19 protein-coding genes are annotated in these 17,924 nt (G+C 65.2%); 5 read left to right on the top strand and 14 right to left on the bottom strand.

Features of this window, described 5'->3' with window-relative positions; translation table 11 throughout:
- Positions 1 to 120 precede the first annotated feature (120 nt).
- The 3 genes from tuf to B5V46_RS16325 all read right to left on the bottom strand — a co-directional run bounded on the left by tuf (position 121) and on the right by B5V46_RS16325 (position 4,470).
- A complete protein-coding gene (gene tuf, locus B5V46_RS16315) occupies positions 121 to 1,296 on the bottom strand; it encodes an elongation factor Tu (RefSeq protein ID WP_080617572.1) in 1,176 nt (391 codons plus the stop codon).
- Between the two features lie 88 nt (positions 1,297 to 1,384).
- Complete coding sequence (locus tag B5V46_RS16320; protein WP_231119155.1) at positions 1,385 to 2,098, bottom strand: hypothetical protein; 714 nt, start codon at positions 2,096 to 2,098, stop codon at positions 1,385 to 1,387.
- A 68-nt stretch (positions 2,099 to 2,166) separates the two neighbouring features.
- Entirely contained in the window at positions 2,167 to 4,470 is a 2,304-nt protein-coding gene (locus B5V46_RS16325) for a DNA topoisomerase IV subunit A (protein WP_080617573.1), read from the bottom strand.
- A 53-nt stretch (positions 4,471 to 4,523) separates the two neighbouring features.
- Between B5V46_RS16325 and B5V46_RS16330 the strand changes: the two genes are divergently transcribed.
- From B5V46_RS16330 to B5V46_RS16340, 3 genes are all read left to right on the top strand, one after another.
- Entirely contained in the window at positions 4,524 to 5,354 is an 831-nt protein-coding gene (locus B5V46_RS16330; protein WP_080617574.1) for an SDR family NAD(P)-dependent oxidoreductase, read from the top strand.
- A gap of 199 nt (positions 5,355 to 5,553) precedes the next feature.
- A complete protein-coding gene (locus B5V46_RS16335; protein WP_080617575.1) occupies positions 5,554 to 6,315 on the top strand; it encodes an electron transfer flavoprotein subunit beta/FixA family protein in 762 nt (253 codons plus the stop codon).
- Between the two features lies 1 nt (position 6,316).
- A complete protein-coding gene (locus B5V46_RS16340; RefSeq protein WP_080617576.1) occupies positions 6,317 to 7,243 on the top strand; it encodes an electron transfer flavoprotein subunit alpha/FixB family protein in 927 nt (308 codons plus the stop codon).
- A 79-nt stretch (positions 7,244 to 7,322) separates the two neighbouring features.
- Here B5V46_RS16340 and B5V46_RS16345 read toward each other — a convergent pair whose 3' ends face one another.
- Positions 7,323 to 8,156 carry a DUF6473 family protein gene (locus B5V46_RS16345; RefSeq protein ID WP_080617577.1) on the bottom strand — a complete coding sequence of 278 codons (834 nt, stop codon included), beginning with the start codon at positions 8,154 to 8,156 and terminating at the stop codon, positions 7,323 to 7,325.
- A 150-nt stretch (positions 8,157 to 8,306) separates the two neighbouring features.
- On the opposite strand from B5V46_RS16345, the gene B5V46_RS16350 reads away from it, so the two are divergent.
- Positions 8,307 to 9,182 carry a 3-hydroxybutyryl-CoA dehydrogenase gene (locus B5V46_RS16350; protein ID WP_080617578.1) on the top strand — a complete coding sequence of 292 codons (876 nt, stop codon included), beginning with the start codon at positions 8,307 to 8,309 and terminating at the stop codon, positions 9,180 to 9,182.
- An 85-nt stretch (positions 9,183 to 9,267) separates the two neighbouring features.
- Here B5V46_RS16350 and B5V46_RS16355 read toward each other — a convergent pair whose 3' ends face one another.
- From B5V46_RS16355 to B5V46_RS16385, 7 genes are read right to left on the bottom strand one after another with little or no spacing between them, the layout of a single operon-like run.
- Positions 9,268 to 10,107, bottom strand: coding sequence for a lysophospholipid acyltransferase family protein (locus B5V46_RS16355; protein ID WP_080617579.1), 840 nt, complete (start codon positions 10,105 to 10,107; stop codon positions 9,268 to 9,270).
- Between the two features lie 12 nt (positions 10,108 to 10,119).
- Complete coding sequence (locus tag B5V46_RS16360) at positions 10,120 to 10,386, bottom strand: HPr family phosphocarrier protein (RefSeq protein ID WP_369822796.1); 267 nt, start codon at positions 10,384 to 10,386, stop codon at positions 10,120 to 10,122.
- A gap of 22 nt (positions 10,387 to 10,408) precedes the next feature.
- On the bottom strand, positions 10,409 to 10,801 hold the full coding sequence (locus tag B5V46_RS16365; RefSeq protein WP_080617581.1) for a PTS sugar transporter subunit IIA: 393 nt from the start codon (positions 10,799 to 10,801) through the stop codon (positions 10,409 to 10,411).
- On the bottom strand, positions 10,798 to 11,724 hold the full coding sequence (rapZ, locus tag B5V46_RS16370) for an RNase adapter RapZ (RefSeq protein ID WP_080617582.1): 927 nt from the start codon (positions 11,722 to 11,724) through the stop codon (positions 10,798 to 10,800). The genes B5V46_RS16365 and rapZ overlap by 4 nt, the downstream gene beginning before the upstream one ends.
- Positions 11,724 to 12,152 carry an HPr kinase/phosphorylase gene (locus B5V46_RS16375; protein ID WP_080617583.1) on the bottom strand — a complete coding sequence of 143 codons (429 nt, stop codon included), beginning with the start codon at positions 12,150 to 12,152 and terminating at the stop codon, positions 11,724 to 11,726. The genes rapZ and B5V46_RS16375 overlap by 1 nt, the downstream gene beginning before the upstream one ends.
- Before the next feature lie 34 nt (positions 12,153 to 12,186).
- On the bottom strand, positions 12,187 to 13,884 hold the full coding sequence (locus B5V46_RS16380) for a sensor histidine kinase (protein ID WP_080617584.1): 1,698 nt from the start codon (positions 13,882 to 13,884) through the stop codon (positions 12,187 to 12,189).
- Between the two features lie 24 nt (positions 13,885 to 13,908).
- On the bottom strand, positions 13,909 to 14,610 hold the full coding sequence (locus tag B5V46_RS16385) for a response regulator transcription factor (protein WP_080617585.1): 702 nt from the start codon (positions 14,608 to 14,610) through the stop codon (positions 13,909 to 13,911).
- Between the two features lie 333 nt (positions 14,611 to 14,943).
- On the opposite strand from B5V46_RS16385, the gene B5V46_RS16390 reads away from it, so the two are divergent.
- On the top strand, positions 14,944 to 16,542 hold the full coding sequence (locus tag B5V46_RS16390; RefSeq protein WP_080617586.1) for a phosphoenolpyruvate carboxykinase: 1,599 nt from the start codon (positions 14,944 to 14,946) through the stop codon (positions 16,540 to 16,542).
- Between the two features lie 108 nt (positions 16,543 to 16,650).
- On the opposite strand, the gene B5V46_RS16395 is transcribed toward B5V46_RS16390, so the two are convergent.
- The 3 genes from B5V46_RS16395 to pgsA are packed head-to-tail and all read right to left on the bottom strand — an operon-like array spanning position 16,651 to position 17,910.
- Entirely contained in the window at positions 16,651 to 17,097 is a 447-nt protein-coding gene (locus tag B5V46_RS16395; RefSeq protein WP_080617587.1) for a molybdenum cofactor biosynthesis protein MoaE, read from the bottom strand.
- A 1-nt stretch (position 17,098) separates the two neighbouring features.
- Positions 17,099 to 17,347, bottom strand: coding sequence for a molybdopterin converting factor subunit 1 (moaD, locus tag B5V46_RS16400; RefSeq protein WP_080617588.1), 249 nt, complete (start codon positions 17,345 to 17,347; stop codon positions 17,099 to 17,101).
- A complete protein-coding gene (gene pgsA, locus B5V46_RS16405) occupies positions 17,344 to 17,910 on the bottom strand; it encodes a CDP-diacylglycerol--glycerol-3-phosphate 3-phosphatidyltransferase (RefSeq protein ID WP_080617589.1) in 567 nt (188 codons plus the stop codon). Before pgsA ends, moaD begins: the two co-directional genes overlap by 4 nt.
- Positions 17,911 to 17,924: the final 14 nt, after the last annotated feature.

Here is a 17,924-nt window from a genome sequence, read left to right on the forward strand (position 1 = left end):
ACGCGCATGGCCGGACACATCCGCTCATCCGATTCAGGCTGGAAGATATCGCAAAGCCTCGGGCCAATGAAAAAGGGCCGCCCCGAAGGGCGGCCCCGGCTCGCGCTCAGGCGAGACAGATCACTTCAGGATTTTCGAGACGACGCCGGCGCCGACGGTGCGGCCGCCTTCACGGATGGCGAAGCGGAGCTTCTCTTCCATCGCGATCGGGGCGATCAGCTCGACCTTGAACTTCAGGTTGTCGCCCGGCATCACCATCTCGGTGCCTTCGGGAAGCTCGACCGTCCCGGTCACGTCCGTCGTGCGGAAGTAGAACTGCGGACGGTAGTTCGCGAAGAACGGCGTGTGACGGCCACCCTCTTCCTTGGTCAGGATGTAGGCCTCGGCCTCGAACACCGTATGCGGCGTCACCGAGCCGGGCTTGCACAGAACCTGGCCACGCTCGACCTGGTCGCGGTCGATGCCGCGCAGCAGCGCGCCGATATTGTCGCCGGCCTCGCCGCGGTCCAGCAGCTTGCGGAACATCTCGACACCGGTGCAGGTGGTTTTCTTGGTGTCGCGGATGCCGACGATTTCAAGCTCGTCGCCCACATTCACCACGCCACGCTCGACACGGCCGGTCACCACGGTGCCGCGGCCCGAGATCGAGAACACGTCCTCGATCGGCATCAGGAAGGGTTGGTCGACCGGGCGTTCCGGGGTCGGGATGAACTCGTCGACCGCAGCCATCAGCTCGCGGATCTTGTTCTCGCCGATTTCCGGGTCGCGGCCTTCCATCGCCGCAAGCGCCGAGCCCGAGATGATCGGGATGTCGTCGCCGGGGAAGTCGTAGCTCGACAGAAGCTCGCGGATCTCCATCTCGACGAGCTCCAGAAGCTCGGCATCGTCCACCTGGTCGACCTTGTTCATGAACACGACCAGAGCCGGCACGCCGACCTGACGGGCCAGCAGGATGTGCTCGCGGGTCTGCGGCATCGGGCCGTCAGCCGCGTTCACCACCAGGATCGCGCCGTCCATCTGGGCGGCACCGGTGATCATGTTCTTCACATAGTCGGCGTGGCCGGGGCAGTCGACGTGGGCGTAGTGACGCGCCTCGGTCTCGTATTCCACATGCGCCGTCGAGATCGTGATCCCGCGCGCTTTTTCCTCGGGCGCACCGTCGATCTGGTCATAGGCCTTGAAATCGCCGAAATACTTCGTGATCGCAGCCGTCAGCGTCGTCTTGCCGTGGTCAACGTGGCCGATCGTGCCGATGTTAACGTGCGGTTTCGTCCGTTCGAACTTTGCCTTACCCATCTTGGGCGCCTCATGGATTAGGGGGCCGCCTCCGGGCCCGATTCAACATCGCGCGCTCTCTAGTCTCTGGCACGCCGGAAATCAAGCGTCAGTTCGCCCGGGACGGGTCCCGGCCGGGCTGCTGGGCACCCTCCGCAGCCGCGGAATCGAGGGGGGTCGTAACGACCTCTGCAGCCGGAATGGACGCCGGGGCGGAGGCCTCCTCCGATGCGGTTCCGGCCATCGCATCGAGCGGCGGGGCGGCCTCCGGATCGTAGTGCAGCCACTCCTCGCGATGCTCGACCAGCCAGCGCTCGATCCGCTTGGCGGCGTTGCGGGCCAGCGCGCGCATCTGCTCGTCCCTGCTGCGGATCAACCCGGTCCCGACCAGTGTGGCCCCGTTCAGCCCCTCGCCGACCGAGAGCTGCTCGGACTCGGCATTGAGCTTCTTGCCCGCCGCGTCGTCCCAGAGATTGGCCGAGACCACCAGCATCGATTTCGGCGCCAGGATCACCGGCACGCCCGGAACGGCCAGTGCGTAGCCGTCGACGGCAATCCCGAGATGGTAGATCCTGTCGCCGTCATAGCGACCGAAACGGCGCTGCAACTCTTCCTTCAGCACCGTCTCCCACTCTTCCGCCGTCGCCTGGCGCGAGGGCGGAATGTCCTTGGCATTCTTCGCCACGACGATGGCATAGCCCAGCCGGAAATCGCCCAGCGGCACTGGCGGCTCGTCGATATCGTCCTTCGCGGCACAGCCGGCGATAAGCACCAGACCGGCGGCGAACAGGAGGAGCCGAAGGGTCGTGAACGGGCCGCGCATGTGGTTCCTCAAGCTTTGGCAGATCCTCAGGGGATAGCCCGGTGAAGGCCGTCGCGCAACGCCCGCGCTCAGGTGAAACGGTTATCTCTCGGAAAGCCGCGCGGCGCCATCCGGCCACTGCCCGCGCGCTTACCCAGCCATTCGGTCAGGTCGGTCTCGGTGCGGGTCCGCCCGGCCGGATCATGCCAGCTGAGCCCGTCGGCCAGGGTGAAGGTGGTGGCATCCACAAGCCCGCCATCCTTGTATTTCTGCAGCCGCACGCCCTTGCCGCGCCCCATCTCGGGCAGCTCCTCCAGCGGGAAGACCAGCACCTTGCGGTTCTGCCCCACGCAGGCAACGTGATCGCCGCGCACCGGTACGCAGACCCGCGCCACGGCCGGGGCCCTGACATTGAGCGCCTGCTTGCCCGTCCGGGTCTGGGCCAGCACATCATCGGCGGCGACCAGGAAGCCGTCGCCCGCGCTGGAGGCCACCAGAAGCTTTTCGCCGGGACGGTGGATGAACAGCGCGACGATCTCGCTTTCATTGGGCAGATCGACCATCAGCCGGACCGGCTCTCCCATGCCGCGCCCGCCCGGAAGCTGCACCACAGGCAGGGTGTAGAACCGTCCGTTGGCGCCAAAGAGGATCAGCCTGTCGGTGGTCTCGGCATGGATCAGGAAGCGGCCCTCGTCGCCATCCTTGAACTTCAGCGCCGAGCCGTCGGCCAGATGGCCCTTCATCGCCCGGATCCAGCCCATCTTCGAGCAGACCACCGTCACCGGCTCGCGCTCGATCATCGCCTCGATCGGCACATCGGCCACCTCGGCGGCTTCGGCGAACACCGTCCGGCGCGCGCCCCCCGGCGCCCTGGCCCCGAAGGTCTTGCGCACCTCGCGCAGCTCTTCGGCGATCCGCTTCCACTGAAGCTCCTCCTGCCCCAGCAGGTCGAGAAGCCCCGCACGCTCCTCGGTCAGCCGGTCGCGCTCGGCGGTCAGCTCCATCTCCTCGAGCCGGCGCAGCGAGCGCAGCCGCATGTTGAGGATCGCCTCGGCCTGCACATCGGTCAGCCCGCCCGGCCCCGACGCCGGCAGCGGCGAGACATAGTCGCGTTCGGACATCGCCTTGGCATGGGGCCGCGTCCAGTCCTCGGCCATCAGCGCGGCCTTGGGCTCCTCGTCATAGCGGATGATGTCGATCACCCGGTCGAGATTGAGGAAGGCGATCAGCAGCCCCGCCAGCACCTCGAGCCGGTGGTCGATCTTGTCCAGCCGGTGCTGCGAACGCCGGAGCAGCACCTCGCGCCGGTGATCGAGGAAGGCGCGCAGCACCTCCTTGAGCGAACAGACCTTGGGCGTACGGCCGTCGATCAGCACGTTCATGTTCAGGCTGAAGCGGATCTCGAGATCCGAGTTCCGGAACAGCGTGCCCATCAGCACTTCGGGATCGACATTGCGCGACTTCGGCTCGAGCACCAGCCGGACATCTTCGGCGCTCTCGTCCCGGACATCGCCCAGGATCGGGATCTTCTTGGTCTGGATCAGGTCGGCAATGCGCTCGATCAGCTTGGATTTCTGCACCTGATAGGGGATCTCAGAAACCACCACCTGCCACTGGCCGCGGCCCAGATCCTCGACCTCCCACCGGGCACGCAGCCGGAAGCTGCCGCGTCCGGTCCGGTAGGCCTGGGCGATGCTGTCCTTCGGCTCGACGATGACGCCGCCGGTCGGGAAATCGGGCCCCGGCACATATTGCAGGAGGGTGTCGTCCTGCGCGTCGGGCGCCCTGATCAGATGCAGGCAGGCGCCGACCAGATCGTCGATATTATGCGGCGGAATATTCGTCGCCATGCCGACGGCGATGCCGCTCGAGCCATTCGCCAGAAGGTTCGGGAAGGCCGCGGGCAGCACCACGGGCTCTTCGAGGGTGCCGTCATAATTGGGCCGGAAATCGACCGCGTTTTCCGACAGCCCCTCCATCAGGGCCTCGGCGGCGGCGGTCAGCCGTGCCTCGGTATAGCGGCTGGCGGCCGGGTTGTCGCCGTCGATATTGCCGAAGTTCCCCTGACCGTCCACCAGCGGGTAGCGGACGTTGAAATCCTGCGCCAGACGCGCCATCGCATCGTAGATCGCGGCATCGCCATGGGGGTGATAGTTGCCCATCACGTCACCCGAGATCTTGGCAGATTTCCGGAAGCCCCCGGTCGCGGTCAGCCTGAGCTCGCGCATCGCGAACAGGATGCGCCGGTGCACGGGCTTCATCCCGTCCCGGGCGTCGGGCAATGCCCGGTCCATGATCGTCGACAGCGCATAGGTCAGGTAGCGGTCGCCGATGGCGCGGCGCAGCGGTTCGGACAGGGCGTCGTGCTTCGGGTCTTCGGTGGCGTCTGACATGGCGGCTGTGTAAAGCGGAGCCTGAAAAGGGTCCAGAGGCGAGTGCGCGGGCAATGACAGGAAAGTCGGTTCTGATCACGGGATGCGCCTCGGGCATCGGCCATGACGCCGCCCATGCCCTGAAAGCGCGCGGATGGCGGGTCTTCGCCACCTGCCGGCAGGCGGCCGATTGCGACCGGCTCGCCGCAGAGGGGCTCGAGAGCTTTCCGCTCGATTACGCCAGCGAGGACAGCATCGCCGGGGCCCTCGACGCAGTTCTGTCGCGCACCGGCGGCCGGCTCGACGCACTATACAATAACGGCGCCTTCGCCTGCCCGGGCGCGGTCGAGGATCTGCCCCGTGCCGCATTGCGCGAGATCTTCGAGACCAATCTCTTCGGGGTCCATGACCTCACCCGGCGGGTCATTCCCGCGATGCGGGCGCAGGGGCATGGCCGGATCGTCACCTGTTCATCGGTCCTGGGCCTCGTCCCGCTGAAATGGCGCGGCGCCTATTCGGCGACGAAATACGCGCTGGAAGGGCTGACCGACACGCTGCGGCTCGAGATGCGGGACACGCCGATCCGGGTGATCCTGATCGAACCCGGCCCGATCACGTCGAAAATCCGGGTGAACTCGATCCCGCATTTCGAACGCTGGATCGACTGGCAGAACAGTGCCCGGGCCGAACAGTACCGCAATTCGCTGCTGACACGGCTTTACGAGGATCGCGGCCGCGACTTTTTCGAATTGCCGCCCTCGGCGGTCAGCCGCAAGCTGATCCATGCGCTGGAATCGCCGCGCCCGAAACCGCGCTATTTCGTGACCGCGCCCACCCATCTGATGAATCTCGCACGGCGCCTGCTGCCGACTGCCGCGCTCGACTGGCTGATCGACAAGGGATAGGCGGCCAGGGCAAACCCGAACGCCCCGGCGCCCGCCCCTACCCCCGAGAGAAACAAAACGCCCTCGGCAGCACCATGCGGCGAAATATACTTTCTCGACGCTTTTTGTCTGTTCCGTCGGTTTCAGACCCGCTAACACTCTCCGGAACCATTGACTTGCCCCGATGAGCGGGGCGTGACTGCAAGGGAGACACACGCCGATGAAGGTCATTGTGCCTGTTAAGCGGGTGATCGACTACAACGTGAAGGTCCGCGTGAAGGCGGACGGAACGGGGGTCGATCTCGCCAACGTCAAGATGTCGATGAACCCCTTCGACGAGATTGCCGTCGAGGAGGCGATCCGCCTGAAGGAAAAGGGCAAGGTCACCGAGATCGTCGCGGTCTCGATCGGGGTCAAGCAGGCCCAAGAAACCCTGCGCACTGCTCTGGCCATGGGCGCCGACCGTGCGATCCTGGTGGTCGCGGCCGAGGACATCCATGACGATATCGAACCGCTGGCGGTGGCCAAGATCCTCAAGGCGGTGGTCGACGAGGAACAACCCGGGCTGGTGCTTTGCGGCAAGCAGGCGATCGACAACGACATGAACGCGACCGGCCAGATGCTGTCGGCGCTTCTGGGCTGGAGCCAGGGCACCTTCGCCTCCAAGCTCGAGATCGACGGCGACAGCGCCGAGGTCACCCGCGAGGTCGATGGGGGCCTGCAGACCATCAAGGTCAAGCTGCCGGCCATCGTTTCGGTCGATCTGCGCCTCAACGAGCCGCGCTATGCCTCGCTGCCCAACATCATGAAGGCCAAGAAGAAGCCGCTCGACGAGAAGACGCCCGCCGATTACCGCGTCGACACCGCGCCGCGCCTGACCGTGCTGAAGACCGCCGAGCCGCGCGAACGCAAGGCCGGCGTCATGGTGGCCTCGGTGGACGAGCTTCTGACGAAACTGAAAGACGAAGCGGGGGTGCTCTGAGATGGCCGTTCTTCTGCTTGCCGAAGTCACCGGGGGCGCGTTGCAGCTTGACGCGACCGCCAAGGCCGTGACTGCCGCGAAGACCCTGGGCGAGGTGACCGCGCTTTGCGTCGGCGAACATGCCAAGGCCGCGGGCGAGGCCGCCGCGAAGATCGAGGGCGTGGCCAGGGTTCTGGTCGCCGAGGATGCGATCTACGGCCACCGTCTGGCCGAGCCCACCGCCGATCTGATCGTGTCTCTGGCCGGAGAGTATGACCACATCGTTGCACCGGCCACCACCGATGCCAAGAACATCATGCCGCGCGTCGCCGCGCTGCTCGACGTGATGGTGATCTCGGATGTCGTGGGCGTGGTCGATGCCGACACTTTCGACCGCCCGATCTATGCGGGCAACGCGATCCAGACGGTGAAATCCGCCGACGCCAAGAAAGTGCTGACGATCCGCACATCGACCTTCGATGCGGCTGGCGAGGCGGCGGGCGCGCCCGTCGAGGATGTGGCCAGCGCGGGCAACCCGGCGCTTTCGGAATGGCTGTCCGACATCGCCGCCAAGAGCGACCGCCCCGAACTGACCTCGGCCGGCGTGATCGTCTCGGGCGGGCGCGGTGTCGGCTCGGAAGAGAACTTCAAGCTGATCGAAACGCTGGCCGACAAGCTGGGCGCAGCGGTCGGGGCCTCGCGTGCCGCCGTCGACAGCGGTTTTGCTCCGAATGACTGGCAGGTCGGACAGACCGGCAAGGTGGTGGCCCCCGAGCTTTATATCGCGGTGGGCATTTCCGGCGCGATCCAGCACCTCGCGGGGATGAAGGATTCGAAGGTCATCGTCGCCATCAACAAGGACGAGGAAGCACCGATCTTCCAGGTCGCCGATTACGGCCTCGTCGCCGATCTCTTCGACGCCTTGCCCGAGCTGACCGCCAAGCTCTGAGGAAGCGCCGAACGCATCACGAGGCCCGCCGGCACCCACCGGCGGGCCTTTTTCGACGCATGAAGCTGTGGGGACAGGATCAGATCGCCTGAAGCTCGTGCAGCGTCGCGCTCAGCACCCCGGCCAGTTCCTCATGCACCGCAGGCCCCGGCAGCGAGGCAGCCGCCACCTCATCCGCTTCGCCATGCACCATGCCCTCGGCGCCGCGGGCCAGCGCGTCCGGGCTCGGCTCGAATTCGACGACCCGGGTGAAATAAGACCGTACCGTATCCAGCATATGCCGGGTCACGAAGAGCGGGTCCTTGCCCAGACCGTCACAGGAGGAGACCTCTCCCGGGGTCCGCCCCGGCAGCCACAGCAATATCTTGTCGCCGGGCATCCGCCCCGCCAGCTTGCGCATCCGCGCCTGCCAGGCCATCTGCAGCTCGGCTACCACGATCTCGAAGGACGAGGGCGATTTCTGCCTCAGCACGCTCAGCATGTGGCGGGTGAAATGGAATTCGGTGAAATCGACGCCGGGATAAAGCGCCTTCAGCATCGCCGAGGCGCGCAGGAACCGGTCGTTCCGGCGCGGATGCACGACGTAGAACCGGTTCGACATGTTATGCGCGCCGAGGGCCTGAATGATCGTGACCCGCGCCCCGGCGACCACATCCATCAGGGAGACGTCGTTGAGGAAGACGTCGAGCCCGGCATTGTTACAGCCGAGATTGACCATCTGCAGCCCGGTCGCCTCCTCCAGCAGGGCCGGATAAGGCTTCGGTACGAACTTGCCATAGGTCTCGGTGCCGCCCACCACGGCACAATAGGGCTGATCCAGCGACCGCTTCGGCCCCCGGAACACCAGCCTGGAATTGCCGTAGCGGCAGGGGAAATAGGCAAGCGATCCGCTGCCCGGATTGTCAAAGATCATCTTGCACCCACTCGCGCCTCGCGACTCACGCCTGCCAGACTGGGCATGGCGTGTTTCCAAGTCGCTAAGCTTCGTATTTTAAGGATAACGTCGCCCTTGTGCCGCAGCGCCGCATCGGCCAAGGTGCCGCCAACAGGGTGAGGAAAGCTGATGGGCGTGAAGACGGTCGGGATTGTCGGTGCGGGCCAGATGGGCAACGGGATCGCTCATGTCTTCGCGCTGGCGGGGTACGAGGTCAGGCTGAACGACATTTCGGCCGACGCGCTGGACCGGGCACTGGACACTATCGGCAAGAATCTCGATCGCCAGGTCAGCCGCGAGAAGATCACCGAAACCGAGAAGCGCGACGCGCTCGGGCGGATCGCGATCACCACGGCGCTGACCGATCTGGGCTCCTCCGACCTGATCATCGAGGCGGCGACCGAACGCGAGGCGGTCAAGACCGCGATTTTCGAAGAGCTTCAGCCGCACCTGACGCCGACCACCATCCTGACCTCGAACACCTCCTCGATCTCGATCACCCGCCTTGCCAGCCGCACCGACCGGCCAGAGAAATTCATGGGGTTCCACTTCATGAACCCGGTTCCCGTGATGCAGCTGGTCGAGCTGATCCGGGGCATCGCCACCGACGAGGAAACCTATCACACCCTTCTCAAGGTGGTGGAGACGCTTGGAAAGACCGCGGCTTCGGCCGAGGATTTTCCGGCCTTCATCGTCAACCGCATCCTGATGCCGATGATCAACGAGGCGGTCTATACACTTTACGAGGGCGTGGGCTCGGTAAAATCCATCGACGAGTCGATGCGGCTTGGGGCGAACCATCCGATGGGGCCGCTCGAACTGGCGGATTTCATCGGGCTCGACACCTGCCTCGCGATCATGAATGTGCTGCATGAGGGGCTGGCCGACACCAAGTACCGGCCCTGCCCGCTGCTGACCAAATATGTCGAGGCGGGCTGGCTTGGGCGCAAGACCCATCGCGGGTTCTACGACTATCGCGGTGAGACGCCGGTTCCCACGCGCTGAGAAGGCCCCTGCCCCCGAGGGGCCGCCAGGGAAAGCCCCGGGCAGCATGGGTATTTCTGCCAGGAAGAAGACGCAAACCCCGATTTCAGGGCAGCGCCAGGGTGCGCGCCCGAAGCCAGGCCAGGAAACCGCGCGGATCGCGGGCCCAGGGCTCGATCTCGTCGCGGCCGATCGGGACACCGACCGCCGGGGCCTGGGGCCTGTTCAGCGCATGCACGACCTCGTGCAGCAACAACCCCTGACGAAGCGTCGGCGACAGCCGGTTCGCGATCTGGTACCAGCGTGAATTCTGCCCCTGGAAGCGGACAGGCAGCACCTGTGCACCCGAGCGCTGGATCAGCTTGGCGGTGAAGGGGTGCCAGAGGGCCTCGACCGCGGGACCGAAGAATGTTGGCGAGGAGGCCACGACCCCGGCCGGGAACAGCGCCACGACACCGCCCTGAGCGAGATAGTCCATCGCGGCCCGGCGCATCTCGAGATTGCGTTCGCGCGCATCCTCGGCATGGGGAAAGGGCACCGGGATCATGAATTCGGCCACCTCGCCGACATCGGTCAAGAGCGAGCGGGTCAGGATCTTGTAATCGCTCCGCACCCGGCCCAGGAGCTCGGCCAGCACCATGCCGTCGACCAGCCCATGCGGGTGGTTCGCCACGACCACCAGCGGCCCCTCGCGCGGGATCCGCGCCACCTGCTCGGACGGGGTCGCGACCCGGATGCCCATCACGTCGAGGGCCTGGCGCCAGAACGCCTGGCCCCGGGGCACACCGCCGGCCTCGAACTTGCGGACCAGCCGCAGCAGCGTGAGCTTGCCGGTCAGGATCTCGATGGCCCGGATCGCCTGGGCACGGAGCGGATCCGGAAAGGTGCGGGCATAGGACAGCTCGCGCGCATCATAGGGCGGCTCGGCCCCGGGCTGGGCAGGCATGCGCGCGCCGCCCTACATGTCTTCGCCGAACCGGGCCGCGACCAACCGTTCCAGCGCATCTGCAAGCTTCAGCGCCTCGGGCCCATGGGTCGAGACCTCGATCGCGGTGCCTTTCGAAGCCGCGAGCATCAGGAGCCCCATGATGGAATCGCCGGACGCGTTCATCCCGTCGCGATACACCTCTGCCGTTGCGTCATGTTCCTCGACGCATTCCACAAACTTGGCCGAGGCCCGGGCATGCAGCCCCTTCTCGTTCACGATTTCAAAGGTTCGTGTCACTCTGTTGCTGGTCAATGGGTCCTCACAGGCCGCCTGCGTCGAAACTGTCAATATATTTGCGCGCGGCCGCCAGTGCCGAAGCGGTGGCATCGCTGACACTCATGCGGCGCGACTTGGCCAGCTTGATCAGCATCGGCAGGTTGGCGCCATAGAGGATTTTCCGATCGCCGGGTGCGCAGGCTCGGATCGAGAGGTTGGAGGGCGAACCGCCGAACATATCGGTCACCACCACGACGCCGCCGCCCTCATCGACCTCGTCGGCGGCACGGCAGATCTCGTCCTGCTTGGCAGCACGGTCATCGTCGGGCGCGATCGCGATGGCACGAATCCCGGGCTGCGGGCCCACGACATGCTCCATCGCGGCCAGGTATTCCCGGGCCAGGCCCCCATGCGCGACGATGACGATTCCGATCACGCGCCCGTTCCCGTTCGCATTGCGGGCACGCCCTGTGCCCGCCTCTCCAGTTCCCTATGCCTTATAGACACTTGCCATTCCGTTGCCGCAAGCCGTTTTGCCACGGCCTCGGCCATGGCGACCGAACGGTGTTGCCCTCCGGTACAGCCGAAACCGATCGAGATATGGCTGCGGCCCTCGTCGCGATGCGCGGGCAGCACAAGCGCGGCGAGGTCACAGATCCGGTCGAGAAAGGCGGCATGACGCGGGTCGGCCGCGACATAGACCGCCACCGCCGGATCGCGGCCGTCCAGCGTCCGAAGCGACGGGTCCCAGTAGGGATTGCGCAGAAAGCGGCAATCGAAGGCCGTGTCGATGCCCAAGGGCAGGCCACGCTTGTAGGAAAAGGAGTGCAGCGAGACCGCAAGCGGCGCCGCGCCACCCGGGGCGAAGCGCGCGGTCATCTCGGCGCGGAACTCATGGATCGTCAGATCGGACGTGTCGATCAGACTGCTAGCAAGTTCGCGGATCGGACCGAGGATATCGAGCTCTCGCGCGACCCCTTCGGCCGGGCTTTCGGCCGGCGCCATCGGGTGACGCCGCCGGGTTTCGGAGAAGCGGCGCAGCAGCACATCGGGGCGGCAATCGAGGTAAAGCACATCCGCCTCGAGCCCCGGCGCCGCAGAAAGCCCGCGGATCAGGTCGGCCAGCGCCTGGGCCGAGAAATCGCGGGTGCGGATATCCACCCCGAGCGCCAGAGACGGACCTGGCATCGGACCATCGAGAAGGCGCGGGATCAGCGATATCGGCAGGTTGTCGATTGCTTCGAAGCCCAGATCCTCGAGCACACCCAGCGCGGTCGAGCGCCCCGCACCGGAGGCCCCGGTCACCAGCACGATGCGCTGGGGCCGGACAGGCGGATCGTTCTCGAGAGGATTGGACATCAGTCGCTTGGCCCGGCGATAAGGTATTGCAGGATGGCTGCGGCAAAATATGGCCGATCCACCCGGCGAAGCAAGGGCAGCGGTTTCCCGAGGATCTCGGTCATGCGCACCGGCGGCAGCCGCTCGGTTTCGGAATGATCGAGATCGACCGCCAGCACCACCGGCGCCGAGGCGACCGCCTCGGCGCGCAGCAGCCCGACGCTCCGCGCCTCGATCAACCCGCGAATCGTGTCGGGCGCGGTGGCGACAAGCCCGTTTTCGACCCGGGTCAGGATCGTGCGATCATCGGCGACGAGCTCCGCGCCAAGGGCCATCAGCTGCAGCGCCAGCGCCGACTTGCCGGTGCCGGAGGCTCCGCTGATCAGCACGGCCCGGCCCCGATGCGCCACGGTACTGGCGTGAAGGATGCGGCTTGGAACGTCGGGCATGGCGGTCGCGGGCCTCTCCGGCAAGGGTCGGGCCTCAGATCGGAAGGCCGACAACGAAGCGGGCGCCCAGTTGCTCCGATGTGACGTCGGCCTCGGTCGGGCGGATGTTCTCTGCCCATATCACACCGCGATGAGCCTCTACGATCTGTTTCGAGATCGCAAGTCCAAGACCGGAATGATTGCCGAACTGCCCGGGCGGCCGTTCGGAATAGAAGCGGTCGAAGATCTTGGTCAGCGCCTGTCCGGGAATGCCCGGCCCGGTATCCTCGACCACGACCAGCACCCGATTGTCGCGTTTGCGCGCCCAGATCCGGACCGCATCGCCGGCCTCGCAAAACGAGATGGCATTGGTGATGAGGTTGACGAAGACCTGCGCCAGGCGTGCCTCGAGGCCCTGGATCTCGATCGGATCCGGTGGCAGGTCGGCGATGAAATCGATGCCGCGCTCGCGCGCCTGCTTCCCGAGATGATCCGCAAGACCGCGCAGCATCCGCACCAGATCGACCGTCGTTTCCTCTTCCTTGACCAGTTCGCTGTCCAGCCGGGATGCATTCGAGATATCGCTGACCAGCCGGTCGAGCCGACGTACGTCATGTTCGATCACGTCGAGCAGCCTGGCGCGCTGGTCCTCGCGCCGGGCCACCCGAAGCGTCCCGGTCGCCGACCGCAGGCTGGCAAGCGGATTCTTGATTTCATGTGCGACATCGGCGGCGAACTGTTCATTGGCGTCGATCCGGTCGTAAAGCGCCGCGACCATGCCGCGCAGCGCCCCCGAAAGCCGCCCGATTTCATCGGGCCGGGCCGTCAGGTCGGGGATGCGGACCCGCCCCGGGCTCATCGAGCGTGCATTGCGGTTCTGCCCGATCTCGGCGGCGGCCGCGAGTTCGGAAAGCGGATTGGCGATGGTCGAGGCAAGAACCAGACCGAGGCCGACCGAAACCAGAAGCGCGATCACGAAGACCTGCAGCACCTCCTCGCGCTCGATCCGGACAAGGCGATCGATCTCGCCGCTGGCCGAGACCATGGCCACGACCCCGATCACCCGCCGCTCCTGAAGGATCTGTGCGGTGACGGTGAATGTCGTACGGCCCGAAGAGTCGACCCCGGTCTCGACCTGCAGCCCGTCAATCAGGGTGGTTGCGACCTGATCGGTCAGCCGCAGCTGAGGATCGCCCTCGGCATCGCCGCCCTTTTCCAGCCCGAAAAGCGACAGTCCGCCAAGCCAGGCACGATACAGCGCATCGGTGATCACGGTGATCCAACCGTCATCCCCATATTCCCCGACCGGCCAGTCTGTCCCGGCAGAGCCGCGGGCACGTCCGACCAGGTTCAGCTCCCTGTCGAACACGAAGACCTCGGCTCCCTGCGCAAGTTCGAGACCGGTCAGTAGAGCATCGACATCGAGGCCGTTGCCCGAAAGGGCGGCGGGCCGGTCATCGAACCGGGCCTGCGTCTCGAACACATCAGCTACCAGATTGGTCTCGGCCACCATGCCGCTTTCGCGCAGGCTGAGCAGGCTGTCGCGCGCGGGGTTGAGATACAGCACGCCAGAGATGAGCAGGATCTGCGCGATAAGGTTGGCGGCAATGATCCGCCGCGCCAGCGGCGAGCGCTTCAGCGAAACGAAGCCACACCGCGGGCCACGGCACCGACGGTCGGCTTCAGCCGCCCTGCGCCCGGGGGCGTCCCCGGGCCCGGCCCCCTGATCGGCACTCCGCTTGCTGTCCCGCACCGGCTCTGCCCCCGGAAATCCGCCTCACTCCTCGTTATAGCGATAGCCGATACCGTACAGCGTCTCGATCGCCGAGAATTCCGTATCGACCTGACGCATCTTCTTGCGCAACCGCTTGATATGACTGTCGATGGTGCGATCGTCGACATAGACCTGATCGTCATAGGCCACATCCATCAGCTGATCGCGGCTTTTCACGAAACCGGGGCGCTGCGCGAGCGCCTGCAGCAGCAGGAACTCGGTCACCGTCAGCGACACATCAAGCCCCTTCCAGGTCACCGAATGGCGCAGCGGATCCATCGTGAGCTGTCCGCGCACCATGGTCTTGCTTTCCTCGGGCGACGGGCCGGCATCGGCGGCGATCACCTCCTGCCGGCGCAGCAAGGCGCGGATGCGTTCGACCAGAAGCCGTTGCGAGAAAGGCTTCTTGACATAATCGTCGGCCCCCATCCTGAGCCCCAGGACCTCGTCGATCTCATCATCCTTGGAGGTGAGAAAGATCACCGGCATCGTGCTTTTGCGGCGCACCCGTTGCAGCAGATCCATGCCATCCATTCGGGGCATCTTGATGTCGAAAACGGCCATGTCGGGCATGCGCTTGTTGAAAGCGTCCAGCGCCGCCTGACCGTCATTATAGGTTTCCACCTCGAAACCTTCAGCCTCGAGCGTCATGGAAACGGAAGTGAGGATATTCCGGTCATCGTCGACGAGCGCAATCCTAGACATGGAAGATTTCCTTATCCTGTCCGCAAGCGGAACCATATGATTTTACGCGACATTTACTCACGTCACAGCGCAAATCGCCGACCCGATGCGAATCGCGGCACCACATTAAGGCACATTGAAGCCGGAAAACGTTTACCTAACCGCTAACAGCGCTCTGCCGCCGGGCCGATGCAAATTGCGCAGATTTTTTTACCCAAAGGCGCAAAATGATTGCGCTACCAGAGAAAAAATCAAACTATGATTGCGCTAACGCCCTGTCGGTCCCTGTTGTTTCATGGAAACGTCATGCTATAGCCGCGCGGACCGAGATGCGGTGGCAAGGAGCATTAGACCATGGAATTCGGACGCGTGAACCCCAATCAGCGCCTTGAGGCACAGGGCATCGAAGGGCTGGGAAAGGTCTATTACAACCTCTTTGAACCCGCGCTGGTCGAAGAAGCGCTCAAGCGCGACGAAGGGACCCTCGGCAAGGGGGGAAGCCTCCTCGTGACCACGGGCGTCCATACCGGCCGGTCTCCGAAGGACAAGCACGTCGTGCGCACGCCGGAGGTGGTCGAGCATATCTGGTGGGAGAACAACCGCCCGATGGAGCCCGAGGCCTTCGACCGGCTGCATGCCGACATGCTGGCACATCTCAAGGGCCGCGAGGTCTTCGTCGAGGATCTGTATGCCGGTGCCGATGCCGACAACCGGCTCGACGTGCGGGTCGTCACCGAGATGGCCTGGCATGGCCTGTTCGCGCGCCACCTGCTGCGCCGCCCCGCGCTGGAACAGCTCGACAGCTTCGTGCCCGAATTCACCATCATCAACTGCCCGAGCTTCAAGGCCGATCCCGAACGCCATGGCTGCCGCTCCAAGACCGTGGTCGCGCTGAACTTCGCCAAGAAGCTGATCCTGATCGGCGACACCGAATATGCCGGCGAGATCAAGAAGTCGGTCTTCACCCTGATGAACTACATCCTGCCCGGCAAGGGCATCATGGCGATGCACTGCTCGGCCAACCACGCCAAGGACAACCCGGTCGACACCGCGATCTTCTTCGGCCTGTCGGGCACCGGCAAGACCACGCTTTCGGCGGACCCGTCGCGGACCCTGATCGGCGATGACGAACATGGCTGGTCGGATAACGGCACCTTCAACTTCGAAGGCGGCTGCTATGCCAAGACCATCAGCCTGAACCCCGAAGCCGAGCCCGAGATCTATGCCACGACCTCGAAATTCTCGACCGTGATCGAGAACATGGTGTTCGATCCGCATACCAAGGAGCTCGATTTCGAGGATGACAGCCTGACGGCCAACATGCGTTGCGCCTATCCGCTGCACTACATCTCGAATGCCTCCGAGACCTCTCTGGGCGGGCATCCGAAGAATATCATCATGCTGACCTGCGACGCCTTCGGCGTGCTGCCCCCGATCGCACGGCTGACCCCGGCCCAGGCAATGTATCACTTCCTGTCGGGCTTCACCTCGAAGGTCGCCGGGACCGAAAAGGGCGTGACCGAGCCCGAGCCCACCTTCTCGACCTGCTTCGGCGCCCCCTTCATGCCGCGCCGTCCCGAGGCCTATGGCAACCTCCTGCGCGACAAGATCGCCAAGCATGGCGCGACCTGCTGGCTGGTCAATACCGGCTGGACCGGCGGGGCCTACGGCACCGGCTCGCGGATGCCGATCAAGGCAACCCGCGCGCTGCTGACCGCAGCACTCGACGGCTCGCTGAACGATGCCGAATTCCGCAAGGATCCCAATTTCGGCTTCGAGGTGCCGCTCGCGCTGCATGGCGTTTCCGAGGAATTGCTGGACCCGCGTCGCACCTGGGCCGATCCGACGGAATATGACGCCCAGGCGCAGAAGCTGGTCCGGATGTTCTCGGAGAACTTCGCCCAATACCTGCCCTTCATCGACGACGACGTGAAGGAAGCCGCGATCGGCTGATCCGTCGGCTCGGCATTGAATAGGCCCGGTCTCGCGACCGGGCCTATTTCGTTTCAGAGGGCCGCCTTGCGGCCCGGACTGGGTATTTCCACCAAGAAGAAGGAGGGGTCAGCTGTCCGACCAGCGGGCGAGCGCGGCCTCATCGGCATCGCGGGCCGCAACCCAGGCCGCGCCATCGGTGCCGAATTCCTTCTTCCAGAACGGGGCACGGGATTTCAGGTAATCCATCAGGAATTCGGCCGCGGCAAAGGCATCGGCACGGTGCGGAGCGGCAGTCGCGACCATCATGATGGTCTCGCCAGGGGTAAGGCTGCCATGGCGGTGGATCACGAGACAGTCGAGAAGCCGGAAACGCGTCATCGCCTCGGCAGCGATGGCCTCGAGCGCGCGCTCGGTCATGCCGGGATAGTGTTCAAGCTCCATCCGGGCGAGCCCGCCATCGTCGCGGACCAGACCGGCGAAGGTCACGACCGCACCGGCATTGCCGCACCCGCTGGCAAAGGCAGCGCATTCGGCGCCGAAATCGAACGGGCCGGACTGGACGCCGATGCGCATCTCAGCCGCCGGTCATCGGCGGGAAGAAGGCAACCTCGCGCACGCCCGCAAGCGGCGCATCGAAATCGGCAAGCTCCTGATCGAGCGCGACCCGCAGCGCCGAGAGATCGGCGAAGGCGGCGGCATAGCGCTCTTCGCGGGCGGCGAGTTCCTCGACCAGGGCGGCGACGGTCGGGGCCCCGGTCTCGATCCGCTCTTTCGGCAGGCCGATCCGTTCCCGGACCCAGGCAAAATAGAGCACGTCGATCATGGCACCTTCTCCTCCTTGAGATAGGGCCAGGACTTGGCGAAATAATCGGCCCCGGTGATCAGGGTCAGCGCCGACGCCGCCAGCAGCAGCGCGGTGCCGAGCCCCTCGATGGCGGCATGGGGCAGGATGCCATGGGCGATCAGCACCGAGATCGCGACCATCTGCACCGTGGTCTTCCATTTGGCGAGTTTGGTGACCTTGAGCCGCCCGGCCTGGGCGCCGAGAAATTCGCGCAGGCCCGAGACGAACACCTCGCGGAAGACGATCACCGAGGCCGCAAGCGTCAGCCAGGTCGGCATGCCGAACTTAGCCACCATGACCAGCAGCGCGGCCAGCACCATCGCCTTGTCCGCAATCGGGTCGATCATCGCACCGAAGCGGCTGGTCAGATGCCAGCGCCGGGCGACATAGCCGTCGACCCAGTCGGTGATCGAGGCGCCGATGAAGAGCACCAGCGCAACCCAGTCGGCGACGGGGCTGTCCCAGAGGAAATAGACCAGCGGGAACAGCGGTGCCGCCGCGAGTCGCAGCACCGACAGGATATTGGGGAGAGTCCATCTCATGGCCGGGTCATAGC

This window comes from Rhodovulum sp. MB263 (assembly GCF_002073975.1).
Lineage (GTDB): Bacteria > Pseudomonadota > Alphaproteobacteria > Rhodobacterales > Rhodobacteraceae > Rhodovulum.

Excerpts from the sequence above, each read along its gene's own strand:
- tuf (WP_080617572.1), bottom strand. The coding sequence starts at position 1,296 with ATGGGTAAGGCAAAGTTCGAACGGACGAAACCGCACGTTAACATCGGC.
- B5V46_RS16320 (WP_231119155.1), bottom strand. The coding sequence starts at position 2,098 with ATGCGCGGCCCGTTCACGACCCTTCGGCTCCTCCTGTTCGCCGCCGGT.
- B5V46_RS16325 (WP_080617573.1), bottom strand. The coding sequence starts at position 4,470 with ATGTCAGACGCCACCGAAGACCCGAAGCACGACGCCCTGTCCGAACCG.
- B5V46_RS16330 (WP_080617574.1), top strand. The coding sequence starts at position 4,524 with ATGACAGGAAAGTCGGTTCTGATCACGGGATGCGCCTCGGGCATCGGC.
- B5V46_RS16335 (WP_080617575.1), top strand. The coding sequence starts at position 5,554 with ATGAAGGTCATTGTGCCTGTTAAGCGGGTGATCGACTACAACGTGAAG.
- B5V46_RS16340 (WP_080617576.1), top strand. The coding sequence starts at position 6,317 with ATGGCCGTTCTTCTGCTTGCCGAAGTCACCGGGGGCGCGTTGCAGCTT.
- B5V46_RS16345 (WP_080617577.1), bottom strand. The coding sequence starts at position 8,156 with ATGATCTTTGACAATCCGGGCAGCGGATCGCTTGCCTATTTCCCCTGC.
- B5V46_RS16350 (WP_080617578.1), top strand. The coding sequence starts at position 8,307 with ATGGGCGTGAAGACGGTCGGGATTGTCGGTGCGGGCCAGATGGGCAAC.
- B5V46_RS16355 (WP_080617579.1), bottom strand. The coding sequence starts at position 10,107 with ATGCCTGCCCAGCCCGGGGCCGAGCCGCCCTATGATGCGCGCGAGCTG.
- rapZ (WP_080617582.1), bottom strand. The coding sequence starts at position 11,724 with ATGTCCAATCCTCTCGAGAACGATCCGCCTGTCCGGCCCCAGCGCATC.
- B5V46_RS16375 (WP_080617583.1), bottom strand. The coding sequence starts at position 12,152 with ATGCCCGACGTTCCAAGCCGCATCCTTCACGCCAGTACCGTGGCGCAT.
- B5V46_RS16385 (WP_080617585.1), bottom strand. The coding sequence starts at position 14,610 with ATGTCTAGGATTGCGCTCGTCGACGATGACCGGAATATCCTCACTTCC.
- B5V46_RS16390 (WP_080617586.1), top strand. The coding sequence starts at position 14,944 with ATGGAATTCGGACGCGTGAACCCCAATCAGCGCCTTGAGGCACAGGGC.
- B5V46_RS16395 (WP_080617587.1), bottom strand. The coding sequence starts at position 17,097 with ATGCGCATCGGCGTCCAGTCCGGCCCGTTCGATTTCGGCGCCGAATGC.
- moaD (WP_080617588.1), bottom strand. The coding sequence starts at position 17,347 with ATGATCGACGTGCTCTATTTTGCCTGGGTCCGGGAACGGATCGGCCTG.
- pgsA (WP_080617589.1), bottom strand. The coding sequence starts at position 17,910 with ATGAGATGGACTCTCCCCAATATCCTGTCGGTGCTGCGACTCGCGGCG.